This window comes from Bradyrhizobium sp. UFLA05-109, assembly GCF_054185165.1.
Genome location: NZ_JBBIAR010000011.1, coordinates 29341 through 52585 on the forward strand (window position 1 = coordinate 29341; position 23245 = coordinate 52585).

Genomic DNA, 23245 nt, shown 5'->3' on the forward strand with positions numbered 1-23245 from the left:
CACTTTATAGATCCCGTGGTCATTCGGCCAAGTGGATAAATTCAAGGCTGCCATCGAGCATCCCCGGCTGAAAGTTCATCGAAGAGGCACTTTTGCTTTAGCCGGCAGAGTTGGATGTGCGACGAGACGGAGTCCGCCTGGCCGCTTTTGGGCGGACGAGAAAGGCCGGCGGCTCGCGCGTTCGGGCCGGCAGATAGGGCTCGTATTTGAGGTATTCCGTGCGACGCCCTCGCGAAAGCGCTGCCCGCGTCGCGTATCCCGTTCCAAAAGAGAGCGCGGCAGTCGACAACAGGATCACCAGGCCAAGCACGCGTCACTCCGCAAAAATGTTTCTTCCTTCGCTGTCTAACGGGAGTATTTGACGCAAGTTTTATGCCGCTTATCGCCCTTCGCGCGGCGCCTGTTTTGGCATTTCGCCCTTCAATCTCGTTTTTTTTGGGAAGAAGGGGGCAGTTACCGGACGGCTTTCTTGGCCCATGCCTCGAAACGCCTCCCTGCGCTCGAATGCTTCAATGACGCCAGAGATCGTCACGGCCGTCTTGTCTGCATCGGGGGCGCTGGGCTCAAAGCCTGGGCGCATGGAGGCGCGTTTCAATAATCCATCGCGAGCACAACGACGCGCCTTCCGGCGAGGAAGAGCGGCTCAAAATTGTCCGTTGCCGCGCCCGATTGCTTCGGAGGAGGTGGCTCCGGAACGTTGCCGTCCTTCGCCATGCAATCCCTGAAATAATTGTTGCGATCGCCGCTCATGCGCACCGACCCGGGGCGCTGATAGGGATAGAGCAGGTAGGAATAGTGCACGCATTTCTTGGCAGTCTCTGCGCTGGGACCGGCTGCCGCCGGGCTCAATCCGGCAGCAACGATCTGAACCACGACACACGTCACGGCCACGGCGACCCAGGAAAGCATTTGCATCAAAATTTGCCAATTTGATTCTTGACTCCAGCTCCTAGCCGATCTCCGCGCAAAAAGAAACTGTCACAGGCCAATGCCCCGGCTGAATAGCATCGTGCGAGGCGCCAGGTAGCTGATCCGATCATCCAAGGTGCGACCCTGCTTGGAGTACTGGCGCACGCGGTCGCCTGCCTCGATCGGGCGTTGGGCGACGCGAGTGGAGCGCTCGTTCCATGATGCGGCTCCGCCTTGGTTCATCACCCTGCGCGGGATCTTCGAGATGCGACAGGTGTATTCCAGTTCGTAGGAGAGCGTATGAGAAAGGCCGGCGGTTGGCTCGCGCTCGTGGGCTTCAGGTAAGGTTCATAAAGTCGATATCGTTCGCGCCGTTTGCGGGAGATTGCCGTGCGCGTAGCGTAGCCGGCCGCGAATGACAGCACGGCTGTCGACAAGAGGAGAACGAGACCTAGCACGCAAAATCACCCAATCGCTTCGTGGATATCGATCAAATCCAAAAGGCCAAGCAAGTTCCGCTTGAACGTTCGCGAGATTGCGAATGTGCGAGGCGAAGCCCTGATTATTCCCAACATTGAGACGGCGCTGCTCGGGTCACCCAAACTCCGCGACCTCGACCGAAGGCCAGCGTTACCCAGTGATTCGAGGTTCATGCGGACAAAGCACGGCGAATTGGGGCCTGAATCGCGGAATTGCGCTCACCGGCGGCCACGACCCCTAACGGGCAATTTACCAAGAGTATCGGGCAACTCGTCGCACTTACCGATGATTCAATATCCATCCCCCATTCTCGGCCGCACAAAGCAAGGGGGACCAACCAATGTCACGCCAATTCATCGCAGCAATGTTGATCCTTTTTGCGTCGGCCTCCGCGGCCTGCGCCACGCCCAACTGCCTGCGCGACATCAAGCCGTACAAGCTTGCCGGCGACACCATGGAATGGTCGATGACCATCGCGCCGGGGGGCGATTGCATCCAGGGGCTGCGCTGGTCGACCATGCAGATCTACAAGGTTGAGGTGACGGAGAAGCCGAAGAGCGGCGAGATCGTTCTGGTCGGCCCCGGGTTCCGCTATTTTGCAAAACCGGACTTTTCGGGGAGCGATAAGTTCACCCTCCACGTGGTCGGCAAGAACCGGCATGACGAAGGGGCTTCGACGGTTGAGATCACGGTGTCCGGTTCGAGCCCCCCGCTGCTCGTCAGCGCCGTCAACCATCCGGAATAACGTCGGTCCGCATAGCTCACCCGCCCAGGGTGTGCGAACGCAGCTTCGCGACCTGCTGCGTTGCCCGGCCCCAAATGGCTTTCGGGCTGCCCTTACCGGCCCAGGAGGTTTTCACCTGTTCCCAGGGTTGACCTGGTCGGCCGATGCGGCCAAGAAAGATCGGTCGGGGGGCGGCTTTCTCGGCCGTCGGTGTCGGCCAGCCGCTTGATTGAAAACAAGGTTCTACATGGCTGAGCGTGTCGCTCTGATCACCGGCGTCACCGGACAGGACGGCGCCTACCTCTCGGAATATCTGCTCTCGCTTGGCTATGTCGTCCATGGCATCAAGCGACGTTCGTCCTCGTTCAACACTGCCCGTGTCGATCATCTCTACCGGGACCCGCATCTTGGGAACGTGCCGTTCCGGATGCATTACGGCGACATGACGGACTCGACCAACCTGATCCGCCTGATGCAGCAGATCCGGCCGACCGAGATCTACAATCTCGCCGCACAAAGCCATGTCGGCGTTAGCTTCGAGAGCCCGGAATATACCGCGAACGCCGATGCGCTTGGCGTGTTGCGCCTTTTGGAGGCAATCCGCATCCTCGGCATGGAGAAGGAGACGCGCTTCTATCAGGCGTCGACCTCGGAGCTCTATGGCCTCGTGCAGGAGATCCCGCAGAAGGAGACCACGCCGTTCTATCCGCGCTCGCCTTACGGGGTGGCAAAACTCTACGGCTACTGGATCACGGTGAACTACCGTGAAGCGTACGGCATGTTTGCCTCGAACGGCATCCTGTTCAATCACGAGAGTCCGATCCGCGGTGAAACCTTCGTAACCCGCAAGATCACCCGTGCGGTTGCCCGCATCGAGGTTGGTCTGGAAGAGGTGCTCTATCTCGGCAATCTCGAGGCCAAGCGGGACTGGGGCCATGCCAGGGACTATGTCGAAGGCATGCACCTGATCCTCCGAGCGGACAAGCCGGGTGATTTCGTGCTCGCAACGGGCGAGACCCGCTCGGTGCGCGAGATGGTCGAACTCGCTTTCGGTGAGGTCGGGCGCAGGATCGAGTGGCGCGGCAAGGGCGTCGACGAGACCGGCGTCGATGGGAAGAGCGGCAAGACGCTGGTCAAGATTGATCGCACGTATTTCCGTCCCACCGAGGTCGATCTCCTCGTCGGTGATGCCAGCAAGGCGCGCGCGCAACTCGGCTGGACGCCGAAGCGCAGCTTCGCGCAGCTGGTGCAGGAGATGGTGGCAAGCGATCTCGATGACGCGAAGCGGGAGGCTGCTGGTGGCCGCCACACCGTTTGAGCTGAAGGGCAGAAGCGTCTACGTCGCCGGTCATCGCGGCATGGTCGGAGCCGCGCTGATGCGTCGCCTCGCACTCGAGGAGGTGCGCCTCGTCACCGTCGACCGCAGCGAGGTCGATCTGCGCAACCAGGCCGCGGTGTTCGACTGGTTTGCGAAAACGCGGCCGCAGGTCGTCTTTCTGGCCGCCGCCAAGGTCGGCGGTATCGTCGCCAATGACACCCTGCGTGCCGAGTTCATCTACGACAACATGGCGATCGCCGCGAATGTCATCCACGCCGCGCACCAGAACGGTGCCGAGAAGCTGATGTTCCTGGGCTCCTCCTGCATCTATCCAAAATTCGCGCCGCAGCCTTTGCGCGAGGATTCGGTGCTGACCGGGCCGCTCGAGCCAACCAACGAGCCCTATGCGATCGCCAAGATCGCCGGCATCAAAATGGTTGAGGCCTATCGCAGCCAATACGAGCGCGACTTCATCAGCGTGATGCCGACCAATCTCTACGGGCCCGGCGACAACTACCATCCCGAATACAGCCACGTGGTCGCCGCCCTAATCCGCCGCTTCCACGAGGCGAAGCACTCGGGCGCGGCCAGCGTCGCGGTTTGGGGCACCGGCACACCACGGCGCGAATTTCTCTATGTCGACGACATGGCTGATGCCTGCGTCTACCTCATGAAGATCTATTCGGCCGCAGAGCTGATCAATATCGGCACGGGCCAGGACATTGCGATCGCCGAGTTCGCCCGCGTCGTCGCCGACATCGTTGGCTATCGCGGCCAGATCGTTTTCGACACGTCGCGTCCCGACGGCACGCCGCGCAAGCTGCTCGACATCAGCCGCTTGACGGAGCTCGGCTGGCGCGCGCGGACCCCGCTGGCCGAGGGCGTAAGGCGCGCCTATGAGGACTATCTATCGAGCCGTCCGGCCGCTCCGCGATAGCCCGTGCCGATCTCTCGTCCGTGGCCTCTGTTGAAATTCTAGATCCGCATCGGCTAGAGCCTGATCAATCCTCTGGCTGCAGCCAGAGCCAGCACGCCCAAATGCGTCTGCTCGCAAAACTCACCGGCCAGAAGCAATTGGCGAAGCTCCTCTGGTGACGCCGAACTTACGGAAACACCAGGCTCCTCGACGAAGTCGGGCCGGCGCTCGCGCGTTCGTATGAAAAACGAATACATCGAGTTTGTGATCCGGCTGGCGCAGGTAGCTGTCCTGCCAATAAGCTCGACGCTACTTGTCAAATAGCCAGTTTCCTCCGACAGCTCTCTGGCGGTTGCGGCGAATGGATCCTCGTTCGGCTCGCATAAGCCTGCGGGCAGCTCCAGTGAAAACCGCTCGATTGCCGGACGATACTGACGAACCAGCAAGATGCGCGAATCCGGCGTGACGGCGAGTGCCACGAGATAGTCCGGCTGACCGATCGCGTAGTAGGTTTCGACGCTCCGTTGGACGATAGTTGGACATCCCGTGTAATCACCTCCATCCAAGGTGAAACGCTGGCCCGCCTGGTCTCGACGATGCTGGGCCAAAGATCATCCATGCCGCCGCCTCATGAAAACAATTTCCTATATCGGTCCTAGTAGCTAGCTCGATGCCGATCAAGACCATGCGTCGTAACTCGCACACGGTGTTCTCCAGAAAAAGCGCGATGGACTTGCGCCTACCTGTCTTCACAGATTTTTGGTAGACTTCCTGAAAGAAAGGAAGTCTACCAATGATCGTCCGAGGCTTGCATCGTAGCAGATGTCCGGCCGGCATCAGCGTTACTAGCGTTTGCAGATTGATGACGTAGATGAGAGAGATGACGAAAGACACCCACTCGTTGCGAAGCGGCGCCTTGAGCGCGACCATCAAGGCGCAAGGCGCCGAGCTGTGCTCGCTGAAGCACGAGTCGGGCCTCGAATTCATCTGGCAGGCGGGTGCGGAATGGCCCCGCCATGCGCCGCTGTTATTTCCCATCGTCGGCCGTCTGAAGAATGACGAGCTGCGCCATGGCGGCGAGGCGTACCGGATGACGCAGCACGGCTTTGCGCGCGACCGGCGATTTGTGTGGCTCGAGCGAAGTGCTACGCAATGCGTCCTCGCGCTGAGCGACGATGCCGAGACGCGGGCGATCTATCCATTCGCGTTTCGGCTGGTCGTGACCTACAGCCTCGACGCAGCCGGCCTGGAGGTCCGGTTTCAGGTTGTCAACACGGGCGGGGAGATGCTGCCGGCGTCTGTCGGCGGCCATCCGGCCTTCAACTGGCCGCTCGCGCCCGGGGCGCGCAAGGAAGCCTATTCTCTGACATTCTTCCGGGATGAACCGCATCCGATCAGGCGGCTGGAAGCTGGGTTGTTATTCGCCTCGGCGCCAAGCCCGGTCGACCACCGCGTGCTCCCACTCACTGAAGCCCTGTTCGTCGATGACGCGATCATCTTCGATTGCCTCGAGAGCCCATCCGTTCGCTACGCGGCGGCGCAGGGGCCCTGGGTGGAGGTGTCATGGGCGGGCTTCCGCGAGCTTGGCGTCTGGTCAAAACCTGCCGGGGCGCCGTTCCTCTGCATCGAGCCTTGGCGCGGTTATGCGAGCCCCCAAGGTTTCGATGGTGAATTTGCGAGCAAACCCGGCGTGATGCATATCGCGCCGGGGTCTGAGGAGACGTTGTCGTTTCGGATTGCGGTTGGGTTAGGGACCTGAATTGGATCTCATCGCCGATGATACATTGGTGCCGTAAAGCGTTGGTTCCTCATCTCGCGAAGGAGCAACCTGCGCTTGGTTTGTGCGGCATTGAGCAGGCCTTCGAACAGGACCAGGATCTCGCGCGCCTGGACGTAAACTTCGGTGGTGATGGCGTGCGCATCGAAGCCACAGGACGCAAGGCGCGCGTCGATTTCGCTTGCAGCGATTGGATCAACCCGCCAGCTCAAGGCATTTTGCAGCGTGTAGTATTCCGCTTGATCTTCCAAGTCGGGAGCGATCCCGACCATGTCGATGCGCCGTAGCGATGCCTCAATCGCCTTTTGGCGATAGGTCTCCAGAAGCTTGTGTCGCAACACGCGATAGCGTTGGATTTCCCAGCACAGCTCGGCGATGTCGATGGCGAGCAGCCACTCGATGGCGGATCGCGGCGCAAGGTCTGCGAAGATCACCTGCCGCAGCGCCTGATAGTGATCAAGCCGTTCGCCAGGCAGCAGCAGGGGCGGCGGTGCGAGCACTTCAAACTCGATCGGCAGCGCGGTGGCAGTGAGCTGCTGCGCCGTTTGACAGGGACCGTTCATCGGGAGCCCTCCGGTCCAAGCTGTGCGGGAGCCGCGCTGATGATAGCGGCGGTCGTCACAGCGTCGACCGGACTCGCCGCCCACAAGTCCTGCGCGACCGGCAGCGGCGCGATCTGCAGGTTCGCCCACCAGGCCCGTTCGTTGCCGTGCAGGTGTAGCTCCTGATGGTGGGCGCGGCACAAGGGGACGGTGAATTCGTCGCTGACCTTGCGGCCGAGAGTCCAAGGCTGAGCGAACTTCAGATGGTGCGCATCGCACGGGGTCTGCTGGCAGACGAGACAGGGCTGCTCCCGGACAAACAGCAGGTGCGCTTTGCTGCGCTTGCGGGGCGGATCCTTGGGATAAGCGAGCCCGTCTCCTCGGCTAACCGGCAGCGACCGCTGCAACGCGGCCTCAGCGTCCGCAACGGCTGCCAAGGGCGGCTCTGGCGATAGGCCTTGCTCTGCCGCTTGGTCGGCCAAGCCGGCTGCGGGACGCGCGACGTCCTCAAGCTTAATCTGATAGGCGGCCTCGACGACGCGGGCATCTGTCTCCAGCAGGGTGTTCTTGAGCGGCAGGCTGGCCTTGGCCCAGGCGAGCAGGTCGTTGCCGAGGGTTAGGGATGCGAGCTGGCTCAACAGCTGCTCCCGGAGCTCAGCGGACTGTGGCAGCCCCAAAACCGGCGCACGGTTGAGCACGCCCTTGGCCGGCTTAGTCTTCGCGCCAGAGACTGCTTGCGGCCCTGCGGCCGGCGGGCTGGCCACCGCGTCGGGCGCGTCCAGATCGTCCTCACCGGCAATCCCGACCAGGGCGAACAAGGCATAGCGTCGGGCGTAGGTCAGCGCTGCGCCCATGCGATGCGGCGCCTCGACATCTCTGGTGGCGCAGACCGGCCAGTCGGAGGAGATCCATTCGCCGGAGGAATGGGCGAGCAGGGTGGTGAGATGGATGTGGCCGGTGGTTTCCTCGACCCGGGTGGTCTGGATGGTGGCGATCTCCTGCTGGCTCAGGGTCTTGCGCACGATGTCGAGGCCGCTCGCCAGCGAGGCGTAGCGGAAGGTCCGGTCGTCATCGCGCAGGAACGGCGAGCGGATCTGAGCAGTCATGGTTTTTTCCGGGTTGGTCAGTTCGGCCTGCGCTTTGGCCAGCGCTGCCGCAATCGCCCCGATATGCTCACTGGCCTGATGCATGGACGCTCTCCATCTCAACCGGATCAAAGCTGACCGCGCCGGCTTTGGAGCGCTTGGCGCGAATGCCGTGGCCAAACGCTTCCTTGGCGTCCTCGGGCATGACTTTCTTCAGCTCCGCCTTGGCAAGCTCGTGCTCGCCATGGGCGTCCCGGGTGCGCAGATAAGTCGCGGCACAATCGGCCCACCGATTGGAAGAGGTCATATCGACGACCTTGACGGCGGCGAGCCGTGGGCGCGGGGTCTCGATGGCGAAAAGGAGCGGCGGCTCGCCGCTTTGCACGCAGCGCCAGAACTTCTTCTCCGCGGTCAGCAGCAGGTGCTGGTAGAGCGGATCGGCATGGACGGTGGTCTCGACCCATTTGCCGCCGCCGGTGATGATCGAGAGCACGGCCGAGCGTGCCGCGACCACCCACACGTTGTGCTGCAGCTGCGCCATATGCTTTTCAACCGCGGCTTCATCGGTGAAGGCCCACGGCAGCATGAACTTGGCCTCGAACACAGCGCCGGTCTCTGCGATCATGCCGTCCAGGGTGGCCGCCATCCAGGAGTGGACGGGATGCCGAACCCGCTTCTGGATGTCAGTGATCGCCTGCCCCGTGGCGCCCTGGTACCAGCTGCGGTTGAGCTCTTCAGTGGCAATGCCGAGTTGGACGATCAGGTTGCGGCAAAAATCCTGCGGCGCGATCTCGCCGCGCTTTTCCCGCCACAGGCGAGTGAGCTCGTCCTGATCGTCGCCCATGATCACGCGCGCGTCCGAGCCGCCGATAAAGGCGCGTCGGTCGTTGGGGTTAAACCTGACAATGCGATCGGGCGCCTCGGCGCCGTCGGTTGAAATCGTGGTCATCGGTATCTCCCTTGGTTTGGCACCGCGGCTTGTCGCCGCACTGCCAAAAGCCCCGCACCTGCGGGGGGAGATACCGGGGCCGTCTATTGCGCCCGGGTCTATTCAGTAACGCTCCTTTTGCGCGGGAATGCCAGTCCTTTTGCAGCAAATTTGTTGCTCTTTCTGGCCTAAAAAACCTTGAATTTACAATATTTTGGAGTGAATTTTTCGGTGTCGCGATGAGCGATAGCCAAAGGCCTCCGGGCATGGCCTCACATCGACAAATCGAAGCCAATCGCCGCAACGCCACACGCAGCACCGGCCCGAGAACGGCGGGCGGAAAAAGCAAATCCAGCCAAAATGCGGTGCGCCATGGTTTGGCGCGCAGCGTTAGCAGCGATCCAGCTGCGACCGAAAATCTTGCGGTCGCGATTGCGTCGGGGCTCGGGCCTCAGATCGGGTCGGACGCGGCGGTGGCGCTTGCACGGTCCAAGTTCGCACTGCTGCGCATCCGCAGTTTGCGGCACGACATGTTGGCCGCGCTGCTGGAGCGCCCCCTCCCGGCCCGATTGCAACAACTCGCACGGCTTGAGCGCTACGAGCGGGCCGCTTTGGTCCTGCAGAGGCGGGCGCTTCGCTCGCTAGCCCTCGAGCGAGGGTGATGCACAGTCAGTTGGCTTCGTTCTGGATTTTCGCCCCATCGCGCTGGGCGCTCCGGCAAAGCTCCTCGACGGCGATGCACCGTTCTGCTCATTGATTGCGGTGGCTTGGTGGGCCGCCAGATCGAGAGGTAGAAAATGCGGTAGCTTGGAGGTCGCAAGCTGATCGGCGCCGTCCTCGGCCGCTGTGGCGGACCCGCTCGGTCAGCATGCCTCGGCCCCGGCGGCAACGGTTCCAGTCGGGGCGAAAGAGATCCTTGTGCCGTTGCACACGAACTTGCCTGAACTGCATGAAGCGGGGGCAGACTTTTTGCGCCTCAGAAGCCCCTGAGCAGGCTGGCGTACCTCGTGAGCAGCAGGCGCATATAGCCGAGCAGTGAGGCGTCGGTGAGACTCTCGCAGGCGAAACGACCGGCCCGCCCGACCATGGCACGCACCTCTTGCTCATGGGTTCGCGCCCAGCTGACACGCACGTCCAAATCGGCGAGGTCCGGCGCGAGCGGTATATAATGCACCCAAGGTTCGACGCCGGCGTCGAACCAGCCCAGCAGTCCCGACTCTTGTTTCAGGATGGCCGAATCGCCGTGCAATACCCAGAAGAAGCGGGGCCAGGGTGAAGTGAATCCATCAACCAGCACCTGATACTTGAAGCGGAAGTGATCCCGAATCCCGACGGGCTGGCCGAGCCAGCTGTTGGTCCGCACTATCGGCTCGATGTCCGGCGAAGCATCGTGGAAGCCGGTGAACAACGCATCGGCAAGATCGGGTCGTCGCTGCGACCATTCGACCAGTCGGAAGCGCACCCCCTCCGGATAATTGTCAAGATTGAATGGGCCGCCGGTGGTGGCGCCGCGCCAGAAGGCCAGCGGCTCGCGCGAATCCCAAGGGAACGCCGCACAGCCGGCTTTCACGTTGGCGCGCAGTTGACGGGCTGACGCGAGGGTGAGCGGATCGGGGATCAGGAGTCCGTTTTCGTCGACATCCGCGCGCTTGGAAAATGTCAGGACCGGCGCGTCGCAGCCCTTCGACCACCCATCGAATCCGTCCCCGAGATAGATGACGAAGTCGATGTCTGGCAGGGTCTGCGCCAGAACCGCGAATACCGGGTTCATCGTCCGGAACCTCTCGGCGATGTAGGCTGGGAAGCCTCGCGACGACGTCAAGCAACGCAGCCTGCCGGTCCTCACCGCATAGTGGACGTAGTGGTTGTGGTATTCGTGCGCGTAGAACGGTTCGGCGGCCGCCAGCCTTGCGGGCGTTATGCCATCTCGAAAGAAGTCGAGTTCGGCGGCCACCTGTTCGTGCATCCAGCACGGCAGCGCGGCCGGCTCTGGAATAGCGGCAACGCCACCCCGCAGGTATGAGCCAAATGATGCTGGCTTCAGGACCTGGGGTGGCCCCTGCAGTCTACCGAACGCCCACTTCCAACCCCTGCGCAACGTAGACTGAAGTGCCTGCATGCGTTTCACTGTTAAAAAGGATCCCGCAGATGTGCTCGAGGCATGCAGCGCGACCGAACCCAATGTAAATCCACACTAGAGCGGCTTCGACAATATCGCGCCGCGCCGGCCGGCAAACGACTGCCTTTCTTTCATACCTTCTTAGATCGAAATCTGGCGATGCGCGTGCGTTTATCGCAGACGCCAAACTCTTCTTGGATCGTGGGAAAGACTGAGGCGCGAAGCATTTCGCCTGGGCTGCTGCAGCAAGCTCCGGCTCTGGATAAATCCGTGGCCATGGAGCGCGTCAGAGCGCGTTGGCAGGAACGTTTTGGCCACTCCGTAGTTCGAAAGGTCCAATCACCGGATCGTCTCGAAACTCCCGTTCCTACGTCCCAGCCCCCAATCGCCATGATCACGGTCTTGGTCGTGTGAGGATAGCTCGAAGCGGCCGTGAGCGCCAATCGTTGCATGCCGCCCATGTTTTCGCGTCGGATCATCCACGCCTTCGGTGGATGCTTTCAATGATATATATCGATGTCCACACCTATGACGCGCAGTAATTGCGGAATTGTGAGGTCATTGATGGCCGCGTGAGCAGGTGCAGCCACCGACAAAGCAGAACCTCTCCGATGCCGCCGTCGACGATCAATCCGGGTGGGATGCGCGCGCCGGGCGCCAGTAAGCCCATTGTTGGTCAGCAAGAAGGCCGGCTCGCGCCGACAGACGGCGCGAAACCACCCGCGCGCTGTATTCGGCGCCGATCACGAAGCGAAAGAGCGGCCCAAAGCTCATCGCGGAGGGGGGGCCGACAAAGTGAAGTCCCGGTACCGACGCCTCGAAGTAAGCGTTCAGTTGCGGCGCGCGCCCAAGGCATTGGATCGCACATCGCAGATCCCGAGAGATGAACGTCAGACGGCCAACATCGATGTCATAACCGCTGCCGGCGATGACATGGTCAACCATCAGCCGACGTTCGCCTGCATCGCGCAGCGCCAGTGCCACGCGCCCGGACACTTCGCGCGCCTTGACGACAGTTACATTGAGATGGATTGGCAACCGATTTTCAACGCGGTGGCGCAGCCACCATGCCCCCTCCGCTGGCAGGTGGCTGTTGACGAACCGCGTTCGCCAGTTGCTGGGCACTCGATGCAGCGCGCCGGGAAATTGGGTCAGCGCCTTGGCTTTTAGCCCGCTGCCGAGCCCCGAGACGGGCCAGCGCACGCGCTCCCAGAGACCAGGCTCGCGTGAGGAGCGATCATGCCAGCGAACCAAGCTCTCCCGTACGAGCAGCTGCGGCCGAGCGCCGGCTTCGCACAATAACGCAGCCGCCTCGAGCGCTGACTGACCCGCCCCGATCACCGCGACATCGCGCCCCGCGAATGCAGCGAAGCTGGTCACCCCGGACGTATGGACTGCAAGATTAGGTGGCAAGGATGCCAGCACTGGCGGGACATGCGCAAAGCCGGACAACCCCGTTGCAACTATGACCCGGTCTGCGACGAGCCGTTCTCCATCAGACAGAAGGATATCAAAACCGTCGCTTTGCCGCTCAACATGCTCAACCTCGACGGGCTCGACCCAAGGCACATTGTGTTGTTGGAACCAAAGTCCGTATTCCGTGAAATTCGCGATCGAGCATGGCTCGAACGTCTCAAGACCGCGCGGCTCGTTATAATCAGCGAAGGAATAGCCCGGGGCCGGTGTAGAGAGATTGGTTCCAAAACAGAAGGACTTGAGATAGCGCGCGCCGCCGGCCTCGGCGATATCGGACCAGAATCGCATCGGCTGTCCGAAAATGCGATTTTCTACCTTACGCGCCGAAAGATGTGCGGCGAGCGAAAGTCCATATGGACCGGCTCCGATGATCGCGACGGCGACCCGGCTCATGACAATTCCTGCATCACTGCCCGTGGCGTCCAAGCGACGTCGAGCGCCGACAAGCGCATGAACCGCGGCAAAGCTTTGACACCCAGATGGAGCTGCGAGAGCGAATGGATGATTCCAGGAAGTGGATCGTTGCCGTCTGCAGCGTAATGGACCACATCGGCCCCGTGCTTCCTAAGCCAGGAACGCCAATACGCGCGATCCTTGGACGACATTCGCCTTGTGATGGTCTGAGCACAAAGGAATGCACGCACGGCAAAGCTATCGCAAAAGACGACTCGCTGATTATCCTGCGCCTGCGCCTTCCGGACTGCATCGCGCAAGGATGTGGTGTCGCCCACAGCGTCAAGGCACGCAAGGAAAGGAAGCGGCATCCCTCGGCGGATGTCCATCCCGATCTGATTGAACAGGCGCGGGTTAAAGTCGATAACCGCCCACCGCCCATCAAACAAAACAAACTCAACCTCGAAAATTCCAAAATATTCTAGTTCGCGGCAAAGGCGGCGAACTGCCTCTGAAAGTGCAGGGGCCGGTGGCAGCGATTCAAAACAAAGTCCAACCCCCATGGGTTGGGATCGCTGCAACACCTTGGTTGCGCTACGGCTAACAAACAGCTCTCCGGTCCGATCGATGAAGCCCGTCACCGAATGCACTCCCTCGCATCCTACTCGGACAAATTGTTGCAGAATAGGCAAGCGGGCATCAGCCAAAAGCGGCTTGTCAGCCGCCCGGTCCCGCTCGCTGTCAACAAATAGCTGGTATTTGTTCAAGAGCTCACTGCACGAATAGGCCACTATCCCCTTGTCGCTCCTTAGGCGGTGAACATGCGTGCGGGGCTTTATAAGAATTGGATAGGGTAGGTTTGGCGCTAACTTCGCGACATCATCGATGGATCGTGGGTCCCAGCTCGGCAACACAGTGAGGCCGGCGTTGATTGCAGCATCCGCAAGAAGCTTCTTGTTAAGAATGCGCTGCAAGGTCGCAAGCGATGGCTGATACATACAAAAATACCGAGCCAGAAGCTCGGTGTTTTCCGTATAGATCCAGGCAGTTTCGTCCGACGTCGGTAGCAAAATTTTACCGGGATCGCCCGCGCCAATCGCAACAAGCCGCTCAAGAAACGGTTGGCCCTTGCTTTCCGGCGGCGCCGAATAGACGCGGGCCGCATGACGTGACCATGCCGCTGCGTCAAGGCGTTGGCTCGATAGGACGCCGACGTCGATATTGCATCTCGCGAGATGGCGGACAGCGGCGATCGTTCCACCAAACGAAGCAGACGCTAGAAGCACTGAAAGATCTTTGTTCAAACTATCCATTGTACCAATCTTCAAAATAGATTGGGCCGCTAGCATGCGGTTGCCAGAAAGGCCCGGCGGCTCGCGTCGAACATTGAAGTTGCGGCCGCAGTATTGATCGGTGCCGCTCCAACCCGGCGATGCTATGATCCAGCCTTTATCAGCGTCCATCCGAGTTCGAAATTAACCTAAACGTTCATCGTAAAAGCGGGGTCTGGTACGCAGTCGACGAATACCCGGCGCGATATGCACCACGCCGCGTTTGACGATCCGGGGGCAGAGCCGCCAGTCCAGGGAGATCCACTCGCCGGAGTGTTTCTCGTCGGCGGGCCATTTGGGAGGATAGCGCTAAGGGCTGTTGCGAGCGAACAGGTGACGCTACGAATGCCGCCGTGGATCAAGGCTATAGAAACCTTTGCGAAAAGTTAGGGTGGCTCGCGCTCGTCCAACGCGGCCTGCAGTCTTGGATTGAGGATCAGCTTTAATGCGGCAAATTCGAGGTAGGCCGATTGCCCAATCGTGGCCCCCGTGAGGCATGTTGTCTGCCCGGGCTGATGTTACGGTCGGCCCGGGAAAATTGGCCTCAGCTCTGAGTCGCCTCGAGCTGGGCCCAAAATTTTGAAGACCTCTCCTCGCTTCGATCTTCTTTGGTTCTCAGCCACACAACCTGAATGTGCTTTGTCGGTTGTACAGTAACAAAACGTGTCAGTTCTCGCTCGCCTGCAACCGGCTGCGGTCAAAGCGCCTTGCGGCTTAAATGCGCGGAAGCAGATTGCGACATTGGCGCTGTCTCGTCCCTGCTTACCCTTGCCGATATAATAATGATTCCGGTCCAGCACTGCGGCGGCGGGCGTGTGGACGGCTCCGGCGTTTCTGCCAGCCCCGAGCGCCGGGGCCGCTCCCTTCGAGACAAAAGCAAAAACGCCGCCCGCTTAAATCTATCGCGGACGGCGGCGGTCCAGCCCCGGGTGGGATGATGCAAAAATCCCGGTACCAATTGGTCTGAATGGGCCAGGCGAAGGTTCAACCGCACACGGCGCGTTCGCGTTTGGGAACGCTTCGGAAGCGGGTTCCCGGTTCGGCGTCTGGTCCTGATAGTCAGGTACATGTCTGCGTGATGATGGCCCCAGCTTTCCCCCCGAGCTGGCGCCTCTTCATTTGCCCGCGAGGACGTGCCTGTCACAAACCTGTGGCATGACCATTGTCTAGTCGAAATCAACTGGGATTTCAGTGCCCAGTTAGAAAATACCGCGCTGTCGGGATCCGTATTTCCAGCCCGACAGTGCCTCTTTCAGGAAGCGTATTTTCGGAGCACCCATGCCATCGAACACCGTTGAATTGATCGTTTCCGCTTATGTACGTTTGAAGAACCGCCGAGCATTGGAGGAGATGCGTGAACTTCGGCGCCAGTTGCTCGGAGGCCTACAAGCTGCGTCCGGCATCAATCCGCGCCCGGCTCTGAAGCAGGTTGAGGAGGATCTGCGCGTAATAGAGCAAGGACTAGAGCAGCTCCGACTGCCTCGCGAGCGCAAATCCGAAAGGTCGCGCGGGCAGGGTTTAGGCATACGTCAAGTGGAACATACCCGAACACACATCCTCATGTTGGGGTAGCAAGCGTTCCAAACGGCGAACATCCCCGGATCGGGAGCCGAACACTGTAGCCGCGGTTCATCTGCAAAGCTTGCGGCAGGCGTGGCGCGATCCTGAGGGGCGGCAGTGAGCCGATCATGAGTATCTTCCCGATGCGCGATCGCGCTAGGTTTGGTTCATGAAGCTCACGCCGAACGTCCCCTCGCTAACCCGGAAGCCGCAGCGCGCAAGCTCATCGAGCTCGCCACCGGCATCGAAGTCGTTCAGGACTGCCGGATCCACATAGAGAAAATCAATGCCCTTTTCCTCTACACGTTGAAAGGCAGCGGCCCGGAGTTCGGCGCAGGGATCAAGCACGCGGTCGAGCGCGGATGGCTCGAGCTGCACGAAAGCGGGACCTGTGTCCGGCTCCATACTGTAGACAGCAAAGTCCCCCCTAACGCTAAACGCAACGAATGACAGATCGGGGCTGGGGCCGCCCATTTGACGAACCGATCAAAGTGCCTGACGCTGCGCGATGCCGGCGAGCGTATCGCCGCGCTGCCAAAGGACGTCGTCCGATGACAGTCTTCGTTACGTCAACACGAACATGACCCAGGCTATTGCCGATCCTCGTATCGCTCACATCGGGGATCGCCATGCCTCACCGTAGTGATCTCCTGGAAGTTGTTTTTCGGGTCACAGTGCAATAGCGCGTACTCCGACAGATACGGATATGCGACGCGCCAACAGATATTCACGCCCGCCGGCACCTCTCGCGGATACCCGCGTATCGTGTACATGCAGATATTGTTGAGGCCTGCGTCTGGCCTTTTGGGCGTCTCGGCGGTGCCTTGGGCATGAGCCTGCACTAGCGAAGCCAGTGCGAAGAACGAGGCAGCGAAAGCGCGCATTTTCGTCTCCTCTTGCTTTCAATGGCAGCAATCGAAGCTTAAGACCCGGCTCGTGCCTGCACAAGCTATCCCTCTTATTACGGCCTCGGCATTCTGGTGCAGGGGGCGCTACAAACCGCACGGAACTTTAGTTCTGCCGCGCTGCCGTTCAGCCTGGTGACTTCGCGAAACCACTCCCCATTGGCCGCGAAATTCATCCTCGTATGTCTGAACGGTGGCCGTGTTGGCCTTCGCGACTCTCGGTATCCTTGCCATCCGGCCTCTCGCCTTATCTTACTTTCGTCTTACCGGATGAGAGCCGATGTCTGCTAGAACGAAACTGACCACCACCGTATCGAGCAAGGGCCAGGTGATCTTGCCCAAGGCGATCCGGGACCAGCGGCGTTGGCCCGCCGGGACGGAGCTGACGGTGGAGGATACCCCCGATGGCGTCTTGCTGAAGGCGAAGCCCGCCTTCGCAGCCACGCGTCCGAAGGACGTCTTTGGGTCGTTGCCTTATGAGGGCCCGGCAAGGTCGATTGCAGATATGGACGCGGGGGTCGCCGCCGAGGCGAAACGGCGGCATGCTCGCCATCGATACTAATCTCATCGTACGGCCTTGTGAACGACGATCACGCCCAGGCCGCACAGGCCCGCAGGCTGATCGATAACAATGACGTCTTCATCTGCACCACGGTGTTGCTCGAGACCGAGTGGGTGCTCCGCAGCGTCTATGGATTTTCCGCTGCCCAGTGCGCCAAAGCCCTCACCGATTTTGCCGGGCTGCCGCGCATCACGTTGGAAGACAGTGTTGCAGCGGCGAAGGCGCTGGATTGGATGCGCAAGGGCGTCGATTTTGCCGATGGCCTGCATTTGGCCAAGGCGGAAGGCTGCGAGGCCTTCATCAGCTTCGATCGCGATTTCGTCAAAACTGCCCACGCGCTTGGCAGCATCAACGCGCGGAGCGCGTAACCTTGTAAGCGTCCATTCCTGACACGTGTGGTGTCAGTTGACGGCGGCCGCTGGTCGCCAGCTCCAGGGCAGGAGCTCGTCGAGCCGGTTCATAGGGTGCCCGTTGGACATGCGCTGGGGCACGTCCTCAAGATAGGCGAAGGGCTCGACGTCGTTGAGCTTGGCAGTGGCGATGAGGGAGCAGACGGTTGCCCAACGTGCGGTGCCGCCGTCGGATCCGGCGAACAGGTGGTTTCTTGCAGCCGAGCTGACAAAATTGTGGTGCCGCCCGATGTCTTTTGTCCCGATCCCGACGTTGGCATGATACGTTGCCGTCGAGATTGCGTTAGGTTTCCTTCGCGTGAACTCGACGGCGTGCCCGCGTGGCGGTGGGCACCAATACATGGAGACGTCGATTGGCGATCGTTGGCGTCAGGCCGTTATTTGGTCTGAATTGGAAGTCAACGTCTCTCACAATTCATCCCGGTCCGCACGTCGGCCACTGATTTTATTTCGCGCTCGGCAACGATTGAGGACGACAATTTCAATTGTGTAACAGGAGTAATTTCAATGAAACGATGGGCAATTGTAGCCTTTGTAAGTGTTGGTCTTGTTGGAGGGGCATTCGCTCACCCGCTGGACCCTCCTGGCACCGTTTACATCGATGGGGTGCCGTGCAACCTCCCATGCCAGTCCTACATGGCGTGGAGCCGGCAGACGCTTAAGGCGAGCCAGCCTTCTGCCAAGGGGGCCGCGAACGCATCCGTCGGCAAGGCGTCGATGGAAGCTCCCCGCAAACGCATTTCGAAGCGCGTTGAGCCGACCTCGGTCGATGCGCAGTCTCGGAAGAAGACCCGTGATTTTCGGGACTCGCTCGCCGCGGCTCCGAAAGCGCTGCCTCCTCCAAAGCCGAGAAACCCTCCGCCGTGGCTCATCACAACTCCAGAGTCTCCGCCTGTTCCCGAAACCGGAAATGCTCCGCCTACCGTGGAGACCAGCAATCCTCCTAAAGAGAGGTCTCCTCAGGAGTTGATCGTGGCTGCGTTAGCGATCGCCGAGCAAATCACGAACGCCGAAACCCCGAAGGCGCCGGGCAATGATCGCGCGGATGAGACCAAAGCTGGCGACGTCAAGGTCTCGATACCTTTGGTCGTGCTCCTGCTCTCCCGACCGGATGTAAAATCGGTCGCCGCGCTCAAGGGCCAAAAAGTTGCCATCGACAAGGCTCAGTCCGCGGTTGAACAGGACATCCGCTCCGCATTGGAGGCCGTCGGTGCTATGGACGCTCTGCTTACGGTTGGCGACGGCGCCTCACTAGATCGACTTATCAGCGGAGACGTGCAAGCCGTAGTATTAGAACTAGTTTCCCCCGACGCGGCAGAGGCATTCCCTGAAATTAAGGGCTTCAAGATTCTCCGCGTTCCACTCTTAGCTCGTTGACGGCGAGCACATTGCAACGGAGCCGTCGCGAGCAACACCTAGAAGATGCCATTGAGGACACGACGGTCGTTTACCCGAGCAAGGCCACGCGGCTTGTTCGGCAACATCGGCTTGATGGCAACACATTCATGGTCGGCGAGTTCGTAGCGCATGATTCAAAGCAGGCTGCGATGTGAGGCGACTTGCTGAGTCTACCACGAGTACCGCACGCCGAAGTTGCCCTTGACGCCGTCGCGCTTGCCGCCGTCGGTGCCGCTCACTGCGAACTGGTAGCCGGCCTGGGCATAGAGGCTGAGGCCGGGAATTATCTTCGCGCTGAGGCCGCCGGCAAACTCCAGCCGCGTCGCCTGCTCGAGCAAGGGCACCGGGTCGATGCCGAACGTCGTGGTCGCGTTGCCGCCCCAGTCGCGCCAGACATTGGCGAGCACATAAGGCTGCCACACCCGCCCTGCGGCGTCGTTGATGGTCCACTTGCCGCGCAGGCCGAGCCGCCCGCTGGCGCCGGACGTGGTGCCCAGCGCGACCGGACCCAAACCGTCATTGTCGTCATCGAAGGAAACCCGCTGCCAAATGATCTGGCCCTCCGGCTCCAGCACGAAGCCTGGCCCCAACCATGGCAGCGGGATCGGATAGCCTGTCTCCAGCGATGAGGTGAAGCCCGTGCCACTGATCGGCAGGTTAGCAAACTGTGTCGCCGCGTTGCCGTTGTAGAATGAACCCTGCAGCACCACGTCGATGTACCAGCCGCCGGGGCCATAATGGGTCCAGTAGCCCCCCACCGAATAGGCATTGAGATTCACCGATCCGGTGTGCTCCAGGATATAGGCCGTCGCCGCCGCGTTGGTGACGAGGCCGTTCACGCCCACATTGCCGTTGCCATAGGCGAAGTAGAGGCCGACGGTGTCGCTTTGGCCCGGGATCAGGCTGCCGCGCCAGAGATCGGCGCCGGCCTGGATGCCAGCCAGCTGGCCGCTGGCGCGCGGATCGGCAAAGGCCTGGTAGTGGTTGTCGATCTGCTGGCCGAACAGGCGGCCCCAGACCATCTGCCGGCAGTTAGCGACGGGCGGAGCCTTGGTGATGGCGGCGCCGCCGGTCGGGTCAGCATTCAAGCACGCCGCGTCGGCTGACGCATCGCCGACGCGCTCATGGAAGGTGCCGAGCGTAGTGAGCCCCATCTGCCGAGCGATTGGTTGCACCACGCCATAGGTCGCAAGCTCCGGCCCGATGATCGGCCAGACGCCCGGCGGCATCGGCTCCGGCGGTGGATTGGGGCCAATCGGCTCCGTTGGCCCCGTATCGATGAAGGTCGAGCGCAGGAACCAATCATTCGCGACGGTCGGGTCGTTGATGGTGGGAGGGCTGCCCTGGAACAGATGATAGTCGTAAGCTCCCGCGCGCAGCTCGGGGTTGGCAAGCGTAAAGGCACCGGGTGTCGTGGCACCGTTGATAGCATTGACCACCAAGATTCCGTTTGCCGTGGTCAGCATGCCCGGCCCTCCGACATTGGTGACCAGAATCCCCGTGCTGCCGGTGGCGGTGCCGCCATTGATGATGAGCCTATCCGACGGCGAGCCATCGGTGCCGAGAAAACTGTTGAGCGCGAGGATGCCGTTCCCGCCGACATAATTGCCGGCGACAGTCAGCGTCGTGCCGGGAGCCGTTACACCTGGAACCCCGAGCTGCACTGTTCCCGCGTTCTCAAGGCCATTGTTGAGAGTCTGGTTAAAGCCCTGCAGGGCGAGCGTGCCGCCAGTCTCCACAACGGTATGGGAGGCCGCGCTGAATGCATTGACGGCGCCCGCCGCAAGCGTGCCGCCTCTGATCGTCGTATCACCGGAATAGGTGTTGGCACCCGACAGGGTGAGCGTCCCGGTGCCTACCTTCACCAGCGAGCCGCCACTGCCGCTGATCACCCCGCTGACCTCGGTCGAGAGACCGTTGCCACCGACCGTCAGCGTATTCGTGCCGAGGACATAGTTTCCGGCGCCCTCGATCGAGCCCGCGGTCGTTCCGCCATTTGTCAGGCCCGATATGTCGAAAGTGCCGCCCGCGTTGGTGATGAATCGCGCCTGACCGCCGCTGCCGTTGGTCTGGAAGAAAGTGGTGGCGCCGCTGTTGGTCGTGACCACGGCATTGCCAGCCGTGCTGCTGTCAAAGATGTCGATCAATCCATTGTTGACGATCGTGGCGTTGGCCGCCGTGCTGTTATTCCTGAAGCCCAGCCTGCCGCCCGCGTTGACGGTGATGGTGGCGTGGTCCGCACTGCTCGTGTTGAGAAAATTTATCAATCCGTTTGTTGTGATGGTCGCGGTCCCCGCCGTGCTTGAATTGAAGAACCCCAAATCGCCGTTGTTGGTGATAATGGCATTGGCGGCTGTGCTGCTGTTCAAGAAGAATAATGATGCACCGGGGACGGTGATAAAGGTCGGCGCATTTGAGGAATTGTTGACGATACCGCTGCCGTCGATCGACAGATTGCTTGGCGACAGGATGGTAAACGAATAGGCAGGGGCCGCGGCCGTGAACGCGAGCGTGTTGATTGAAGAGGGAAGGGAAACACTGATGCTCGTCGGAGTCGCCCCGGAGAAGGTCGCGGTGCCGATCGGCACCTGTGTATTCGGCGACCAGTTGCCAGCCGTGTTCCAATTGTTGCCAGGACCCGCCCAAGTCGCGTCCTGCGAATAGGCGGGCGCTGAGAGCCACACGGCGAGCAAGGCAATCCCGGCGAGTAATGCGCAGAGGCGGGGGCGGGGTGGCCACGCGCGCAAGCCCAATGGATCGCTCTCGCGCGCTGACACGCCTGCACATTTGAGACCATACCGGTTACGCATCGGCCGCCTCGCCGTTCCAGGCTGGACCATGCCATAGCGTGCATCAAGCATTTGAACTCCGCCGACATGTCGCCAATCGATGCGACCATGAGAGATCGGGTCGCTTCGAATTAGTTCGGACGCACAAAGGTCCTAACCGGCGCCACAACAAAACCGTTGTGGATGGCAGCGCGCAAAAAAACCGCTTGCTCAATCTGAGCTTGTATTATTTGCAGAACATATCCTGTCGATTTCGCCACAATCATGGCGCGAGACAGGGCGGGCTCGTAGTTCTCGTCGGTTGTGACTATCGAGTGACAGGGGACAGCAACGCTGACCAAATTCCGAAGTGCGGCACCGTTGAACTTCGCTTGCGACTTCTTGCAGTCGAATGTCGTCTGTTGGCGCAAAGCGGACTTCGAGCCGCGCGTCGAAAGGGCAGGCTGGCTTCACGGCTAAGATAACTTACGAGAAGTGGTGTTATCGGACGTAATTGATCTTCAGCGAACTGCCGGTTCTTCAGCGCGGCCTCCGCGATCCGCGGATAGCGCTTGAGCGCTGGGAGCTTTGCGTCGTTCTGACTCCGCTTGTTCCGATTGGGCCTCCCTCTAATCCGATCGGAGGGCACCCGGTAAACGGCAGCATGGCGGCCTCAGTCTGTGTGGACCGGGCTGGGGCCGCTCCCCGGCGGGAAGTTTCACGGTATCCCATAGTCGGGACCTCAGGTTTATCCCAATTGAAGTCCGGCCAGCGATCCGCGCTCAAGGCGACGTTGTGGCTGCAACGATAGTCCGCGCAATCGACCAGGACGCCGCGCACATCCATGTCGCGCATCTCGCCGAAGGTGATCTTGACCGGCCGGCGACCGGGGGCTGTGCGTTTTTTTCGGCGGACAGGCTTACGCATGTCGGCACAAAAGCGCCGACGAAAGCAGCTCGCAAATTATCGATCACTAGCGTTCGGCGACGGCAGCGAGCTACTGCGTATCGTGGGTTCGGGAAGGTCAGCGGCTGGCGATGAATCCGTTGGCTGAAACGATGAACACGAGGCGGCCCGGTCGCGCTGGCGGGCCTTTTCGTTCAGTTGTGAACTGTTTCACAAATCGAAAGAGGAGCCTTGCGGACAGGCGTCACGATAGATGAATTGAAGGAGATACTGACCCACGTCGCAGTCTATTGCGGCACGCCCACAGGTCGACAGTCATTTTTGGCTGCGCATAAGGCCCTCAAAGCGACGGGCTCACAATAGCAGCGATCCGATCTGCTTCAGCCCGTATCTCTACCGCGCTCGCAACCAGGTGGAGCGGTTCTTCAACAAGATCAAGCAGTCTCGTCGGGTGGCGACGCGTTACGACAAACTGGCCGCCAACTACCTCGCCTTCGTGCAACTTGCGTCGATCAGGCTATGGCTCCGCGCCTATGAGTCCGCGTCTAATCTAATCTTGTGTGGCCGCCCATCTGCCCAGGCTTAACGCTGGATGTTAAGCGGTTGCAGCTTCGAAGATTGGAGGACTGTAACTTCTCATTTGGCAGCGATCTTCCGAAACTTTGGTCGCCGTCACTGCAGGCCAATTGTCGGTGAGGCGTCTCTCCCGAGATTATACAAGAGACAGTTACCCGACGT

At 60.8% G+C, this 23245-nt stretch carries 22 protein-coding genes and 3 pseudogenes; 13 read left to right on the forward strand and 12 right to left on the reverse strand.

Features of this window, described 5'->3' with window-relative positions; genetic code table 11:
• Positions 1-591: 591 nt before the first annotated feature.
• Positions 592-915, reverse strand: a complete 324-nt coding sequence (locus tag Q3C01_RS10030; RefSeq protein ID WP_458145160.1) for a hypothetical protein — start codon at positions 913-915, stop codon at positions 592-594.
• Between the two features lie 814 nt (positions 916-1729).
• Here Q3C01_RS10030 and Q3C01_RS10035 point away from each other — a divergent pair.
• From Q3C01_RS10035 to fcl, 3 genes are all read left to right on the forward strand, one after another.
• The gene (locus Q3C01_RS10035) at positions 1730-2134 is read left to right on the forward strand and encodes a hypothetical protein (RefSeq protein WP_458145161.1); all 405 of its coding nucleotides are present in this window, start codon (positions 1730-1732) and stop codon (positions 2132-2134) included.
• Positions 2135-2360: 226 nt separating this feature from the next.
• A complete protein-coding gene (gene gmd, locus Q3C01_RS10040; protein WP_458145162.1) occupies positions 2361-3431 on the forward strand; it encodes a GDP-mannose 4,6-dehydratase in 1071 nt (356 codons plus the stop codon).
• Positions 3412-4368, forward strand: coding sequence for a GDP-L-fucose synthase (gene fcl / locus Q3C01_RS10045; protein WP_458145163.1), 957 nt, complete (start codon positions 3412-3414; stop codon positions 4366-4368). Before gmd ends, fcl begins: the two co-directional genes overlap by 20 nt.
• Positions 4369-4421: 53 nt before the next feature.
• Here the strand turns inward: fcl and Q3C01_RS10050 are convergent, their stop codons facing one another.
• Positions 4422-4955: an NUDIX hydrolase gene (locus tag Q3C01_RS10050; RefSeq protein ID WP_458145164.1), complete on the reverse strand. Its 534-nt coding sequence runs from the start codon at positions 4953-4955 to the stop codon at positions 4422-4424.
• 272 nt (positions 4956-5227) lie between these two features.
• Here Q3C01_RS10050 and Q3C01_RS10055 point away from each other — a divergent pair, with 272 nt between their 5' ends.
• Entirely contained in the window at positions 5228-6106 is an 879-nt protein-coding gene (locus Q3C01_RS10055; RefSeq protein ID WP_458145165.1) for an aldose 1-epimerase family protein, read from the forward strand.
• An 8-nt stretch (positions 6107-6114) separates the two neighbouring features.
• On the opposite strand, the gene Q3C01_RS10060 is transcribed toward Q3C01_RS10055, so the two are convergent.
• Genes Q3C01_RS10060 through Q3C01_RS10070 form a run of 3 tightly spaced genes read right to left on the reverse strand, consistent with a single transcriptional unit; the run spans position 6115 to position 8700 of the window.
• The gene (locus Q3C01_RS10060) at positions 6115-6687 is read right to left on the reverse strand and encodes a hypothetical protein (protein ID WP_458145166.1); all 573 of its coding nucleotides are present in this window, start codon (positions 6685-6687) and stop codon (positions 6115-6117) included.
• The gene (locus Q3C01_RS10065; RefSeq protein ID WP_458145167.1) at positions 6684-7856 is read right to left on the reverse strand and encodes an ERF family protein; all 1173 of its coding nucleotides are present in this window, start codon (positions 7854-7856) and stop codon (positions 6684-6686) included. The genes Q3C01_RS10060 and Q3C01_RS10065 overlap by 4 nt, the downstream gene beginning before the upstream one ends.
• Positions 7840-8700 carry a YqaJ viral recombinase family protein gene (locus Q3C01_RS10070; protein ID WP_458145168.1) on the reverse strand — a complete coding sequence of 287 codons (861 nt, stop codon included), beginning with the start codon at positions 8698-8700 and terminating at the stop codon, positions 7840-7842. Before Q3C01_RS10070 ends, Q3C01_RS10065 begins: the two co-directional genes overlap by 17 nt.
• Before the next feature lie 218 nt (positions 8701-8918).
• Here Q3C01_RS10070 and Q3C01_RS10075 point away from each other — a divergent pair, with 218 nt between their 5' ends.
• Positions 8919-9341, forward strand: a complete 423-nt coding sequence (locus Q3C01_RS10075) for a hypothetical protein (RefSeq protein ID WP_458145169.1) — start codon at positions 8919-8921, stop codon at positions 9339-9341.
• 314 nt (positions 9342-9655) lie between these two features.
• Here the strand turns inward: Q3C01_RS10075 and Q3C01_RS10080 are convergent, their stop codons facing one another.
• From Q3C01_RS10080 to Q3C01_RS10090, 3 genes are all read right to left on the reverse strand, one after another.
• The gene (locus tag Q3C01_RS10080; protein WP_458145170.1) at positions 9656-10633 is read right to left on the reverse strand and encodes a glycosyl transferase family 90; all 978 of its coding nucleotides are present in this window, start codon (positions 10631-10633) and stop codon (positions 9656-9658) included.
• Between the two features lie 792 nt (positions 10634-11425).
• Entirely contained in the window at positions 11426-12667 is a 1242-nt protein-coding gene (locus Q3C01_RS10085; RefSeq protein ID WP_458145171.1) for an NAD(P)-binding domain-containing protein, read from the reverse strand.
• Entirely contained in the window at positions 12664-14130 is a 1467-nt protein-coding gene (locus tag Q3C01_RS10090) for an ATP-grasp domain-containing protein (protein WP_458145172.1), read from the reverse strand. Before Q3C01_RS10090 ends, Q3C01_RS10085 begins: the two co-directional genes overlap by 4 nt.
• 1146 nt (positions 14131-15276) lie before the next feature.
• Here Q3C01_RS10090 and Q3C01_RS10095 point away from each other — a divergent pair.
• Positions 15277-15570: a hypothetical protein gene (locus Q3C01_RS10095; RefSeq protein WP_458145173.1), complete on the forward strand. Its 294-nt coding sequence runs from the start codon at positions 15277-15279 to the stop codon at positions 15568-15570.
• 144 nt (positions 15571-15714) lie between these two features.
• Here Q3C01_RS10095 and Q3C01_RS10100 read toward each other — a convergent pair whose 3' ends face one another.
• Positions 15715-15936 (reverse strand): hypothetical protein, encoded by a 222-nt coding sequence (locus Q3C01_RS10100; RefSeq protein WP_458145174.1) that lies wholly within the window; start codon positions 15934-15936, stop codon positions 15715-15717.
• 807 nt (positions 15937-16743) lie between these two features.
• Here Q3C01_RS10100 and Q3C01_RS10105 point away from each other — a divergent pair.
• Positions 16744-17025, forward strand: a complete 282-nt coding sequence (locus tag Q3C01_RS10105) for an AbrB/MazE/SpoVT family DNA-binding domain-containing protein (RefSeq protein ID WP_458145175.1) — start codon at positions 16744-16746, stop codon at positions 17023-17025.
• A 17-nt stretch (positions 17026-17042) separates the two neighbouring features.
• The gene (locus Q3C01_RS10110) at positions 17043-17393 is read left to right on the forward strand and encodes a type II toxin-antitoxin system VapC family toxin (RefSeq protein WP_458145176.1); all 351 of its coding nucleotides are present in this window, start codon (positions 17043-17045) and stop codon (positions 17391-17393) included.
• 33 nt (positions 17394-17426) lie between these two features.
• Here the strand turns inward: Q3C01_RS10110 and Q3C01_RS10115 are convergent.
• Positions 17427-17630 (reverse strand): annotated as a pseudogene (locus Q3C01_RS10115) (transposase domain-containing protein); the annotation flags it as partial.
• Between the two features lie 312 nt (positions 17631-17942).
• On the opposite strand from Q3C01_RS10115, the gene Q3C01_RS10120 reads away from it, so the two are divergent.
• Positions 17943-18812, forward strand: a complete 870-nt coding sequence (locus Q3C01_RS10120; protein WP_458145177.1) for a substrate-binding domain-containing protein — start codon at positions 17943-17945, stop codon at positions 18810-18812.
• A gap of 44 nt (positions 18813-18856) precedes the next feature.
• On the opposite strand, the pseudogene Q3C01_RS10125 reads toward Q3C01_RS10120, so the two are convergent.
• Together Q3C01_RS10125 and Q3C01_RS10130 are read right to left on the reverse strand one after the other, a co-directional pair.
• Positions 18857-18964, reverse strand: a pseudogene (locus Q3C01_RS10125) (IS5/IS1182 family transposase); the annotation flags it as partial.
• A gap of 39 nt (positions 18965-19003) precedes the next feature.
• On the reverse strand, positions 19004-20941 hold the full coding sequence (locus tag Q3C01_RS10130; RefSeq protein WP_458145178.1) for an autotransporter family protein: 1938 nt from the start codon (positions 20939-20941) through the stop codon (positions 19004-19006).
• On the opposite strand from Q3C01_RS10130, the gene Q3C01_RS10135 reads away from it, so the two are divergent.
• From Q3C01_RS10135 to Q3C01_RS10150, 4 genes and pseudogenes are all read left to right on the forward strand, one after another.
• Complete coding sequence (locus tag Q3C01_RS10135; RefSeq protein WP_458145179.1) at positions 20916-21317, forward strand: hypothetical protein; 402 nt, start codon at positions 20916-20918, stop codon at positions 21315-21317. The genes Q3C01_RS10130 and Q3C01_RS10135 overlap by 26 nt on opposite strands.
• 15 nt (positions 21318-21332) lie before the next feature.
• Positions 21333-21497, forward strand: a complete 165-nt coding sequence (locus Q3C01_RS10140) for a hypothetical protein (RefSeq protein WP_458145180.1) — start codon at positions 21333-21335, stop codon at positions 21495-21497.
• A gap of 1241 nt (positions 21498-22738) precedes the next feature.
• Positions 22739-22870 (forward strand): carboxymuconolactone decarboxylase family protein, encoded by a 132-nt coding sequence (locus Q3C01_RS10145; RefSeq protein WP_458145181.1) that lies wholly within the window; start codon positions 22739-22741, stop codon positions 22868-22870.
• A 13-nt stretch (positions 22871-22883) separates the two neighbouring features.
• A pseudogene (locus Q3C01_RS10150) lies at positions 22884-23093 on the forward strand (hypothetical protein); the annotation flags it as partial.
• Between the last annotated feature and the right edge of the window lie 152 nt (positions 23094-23245).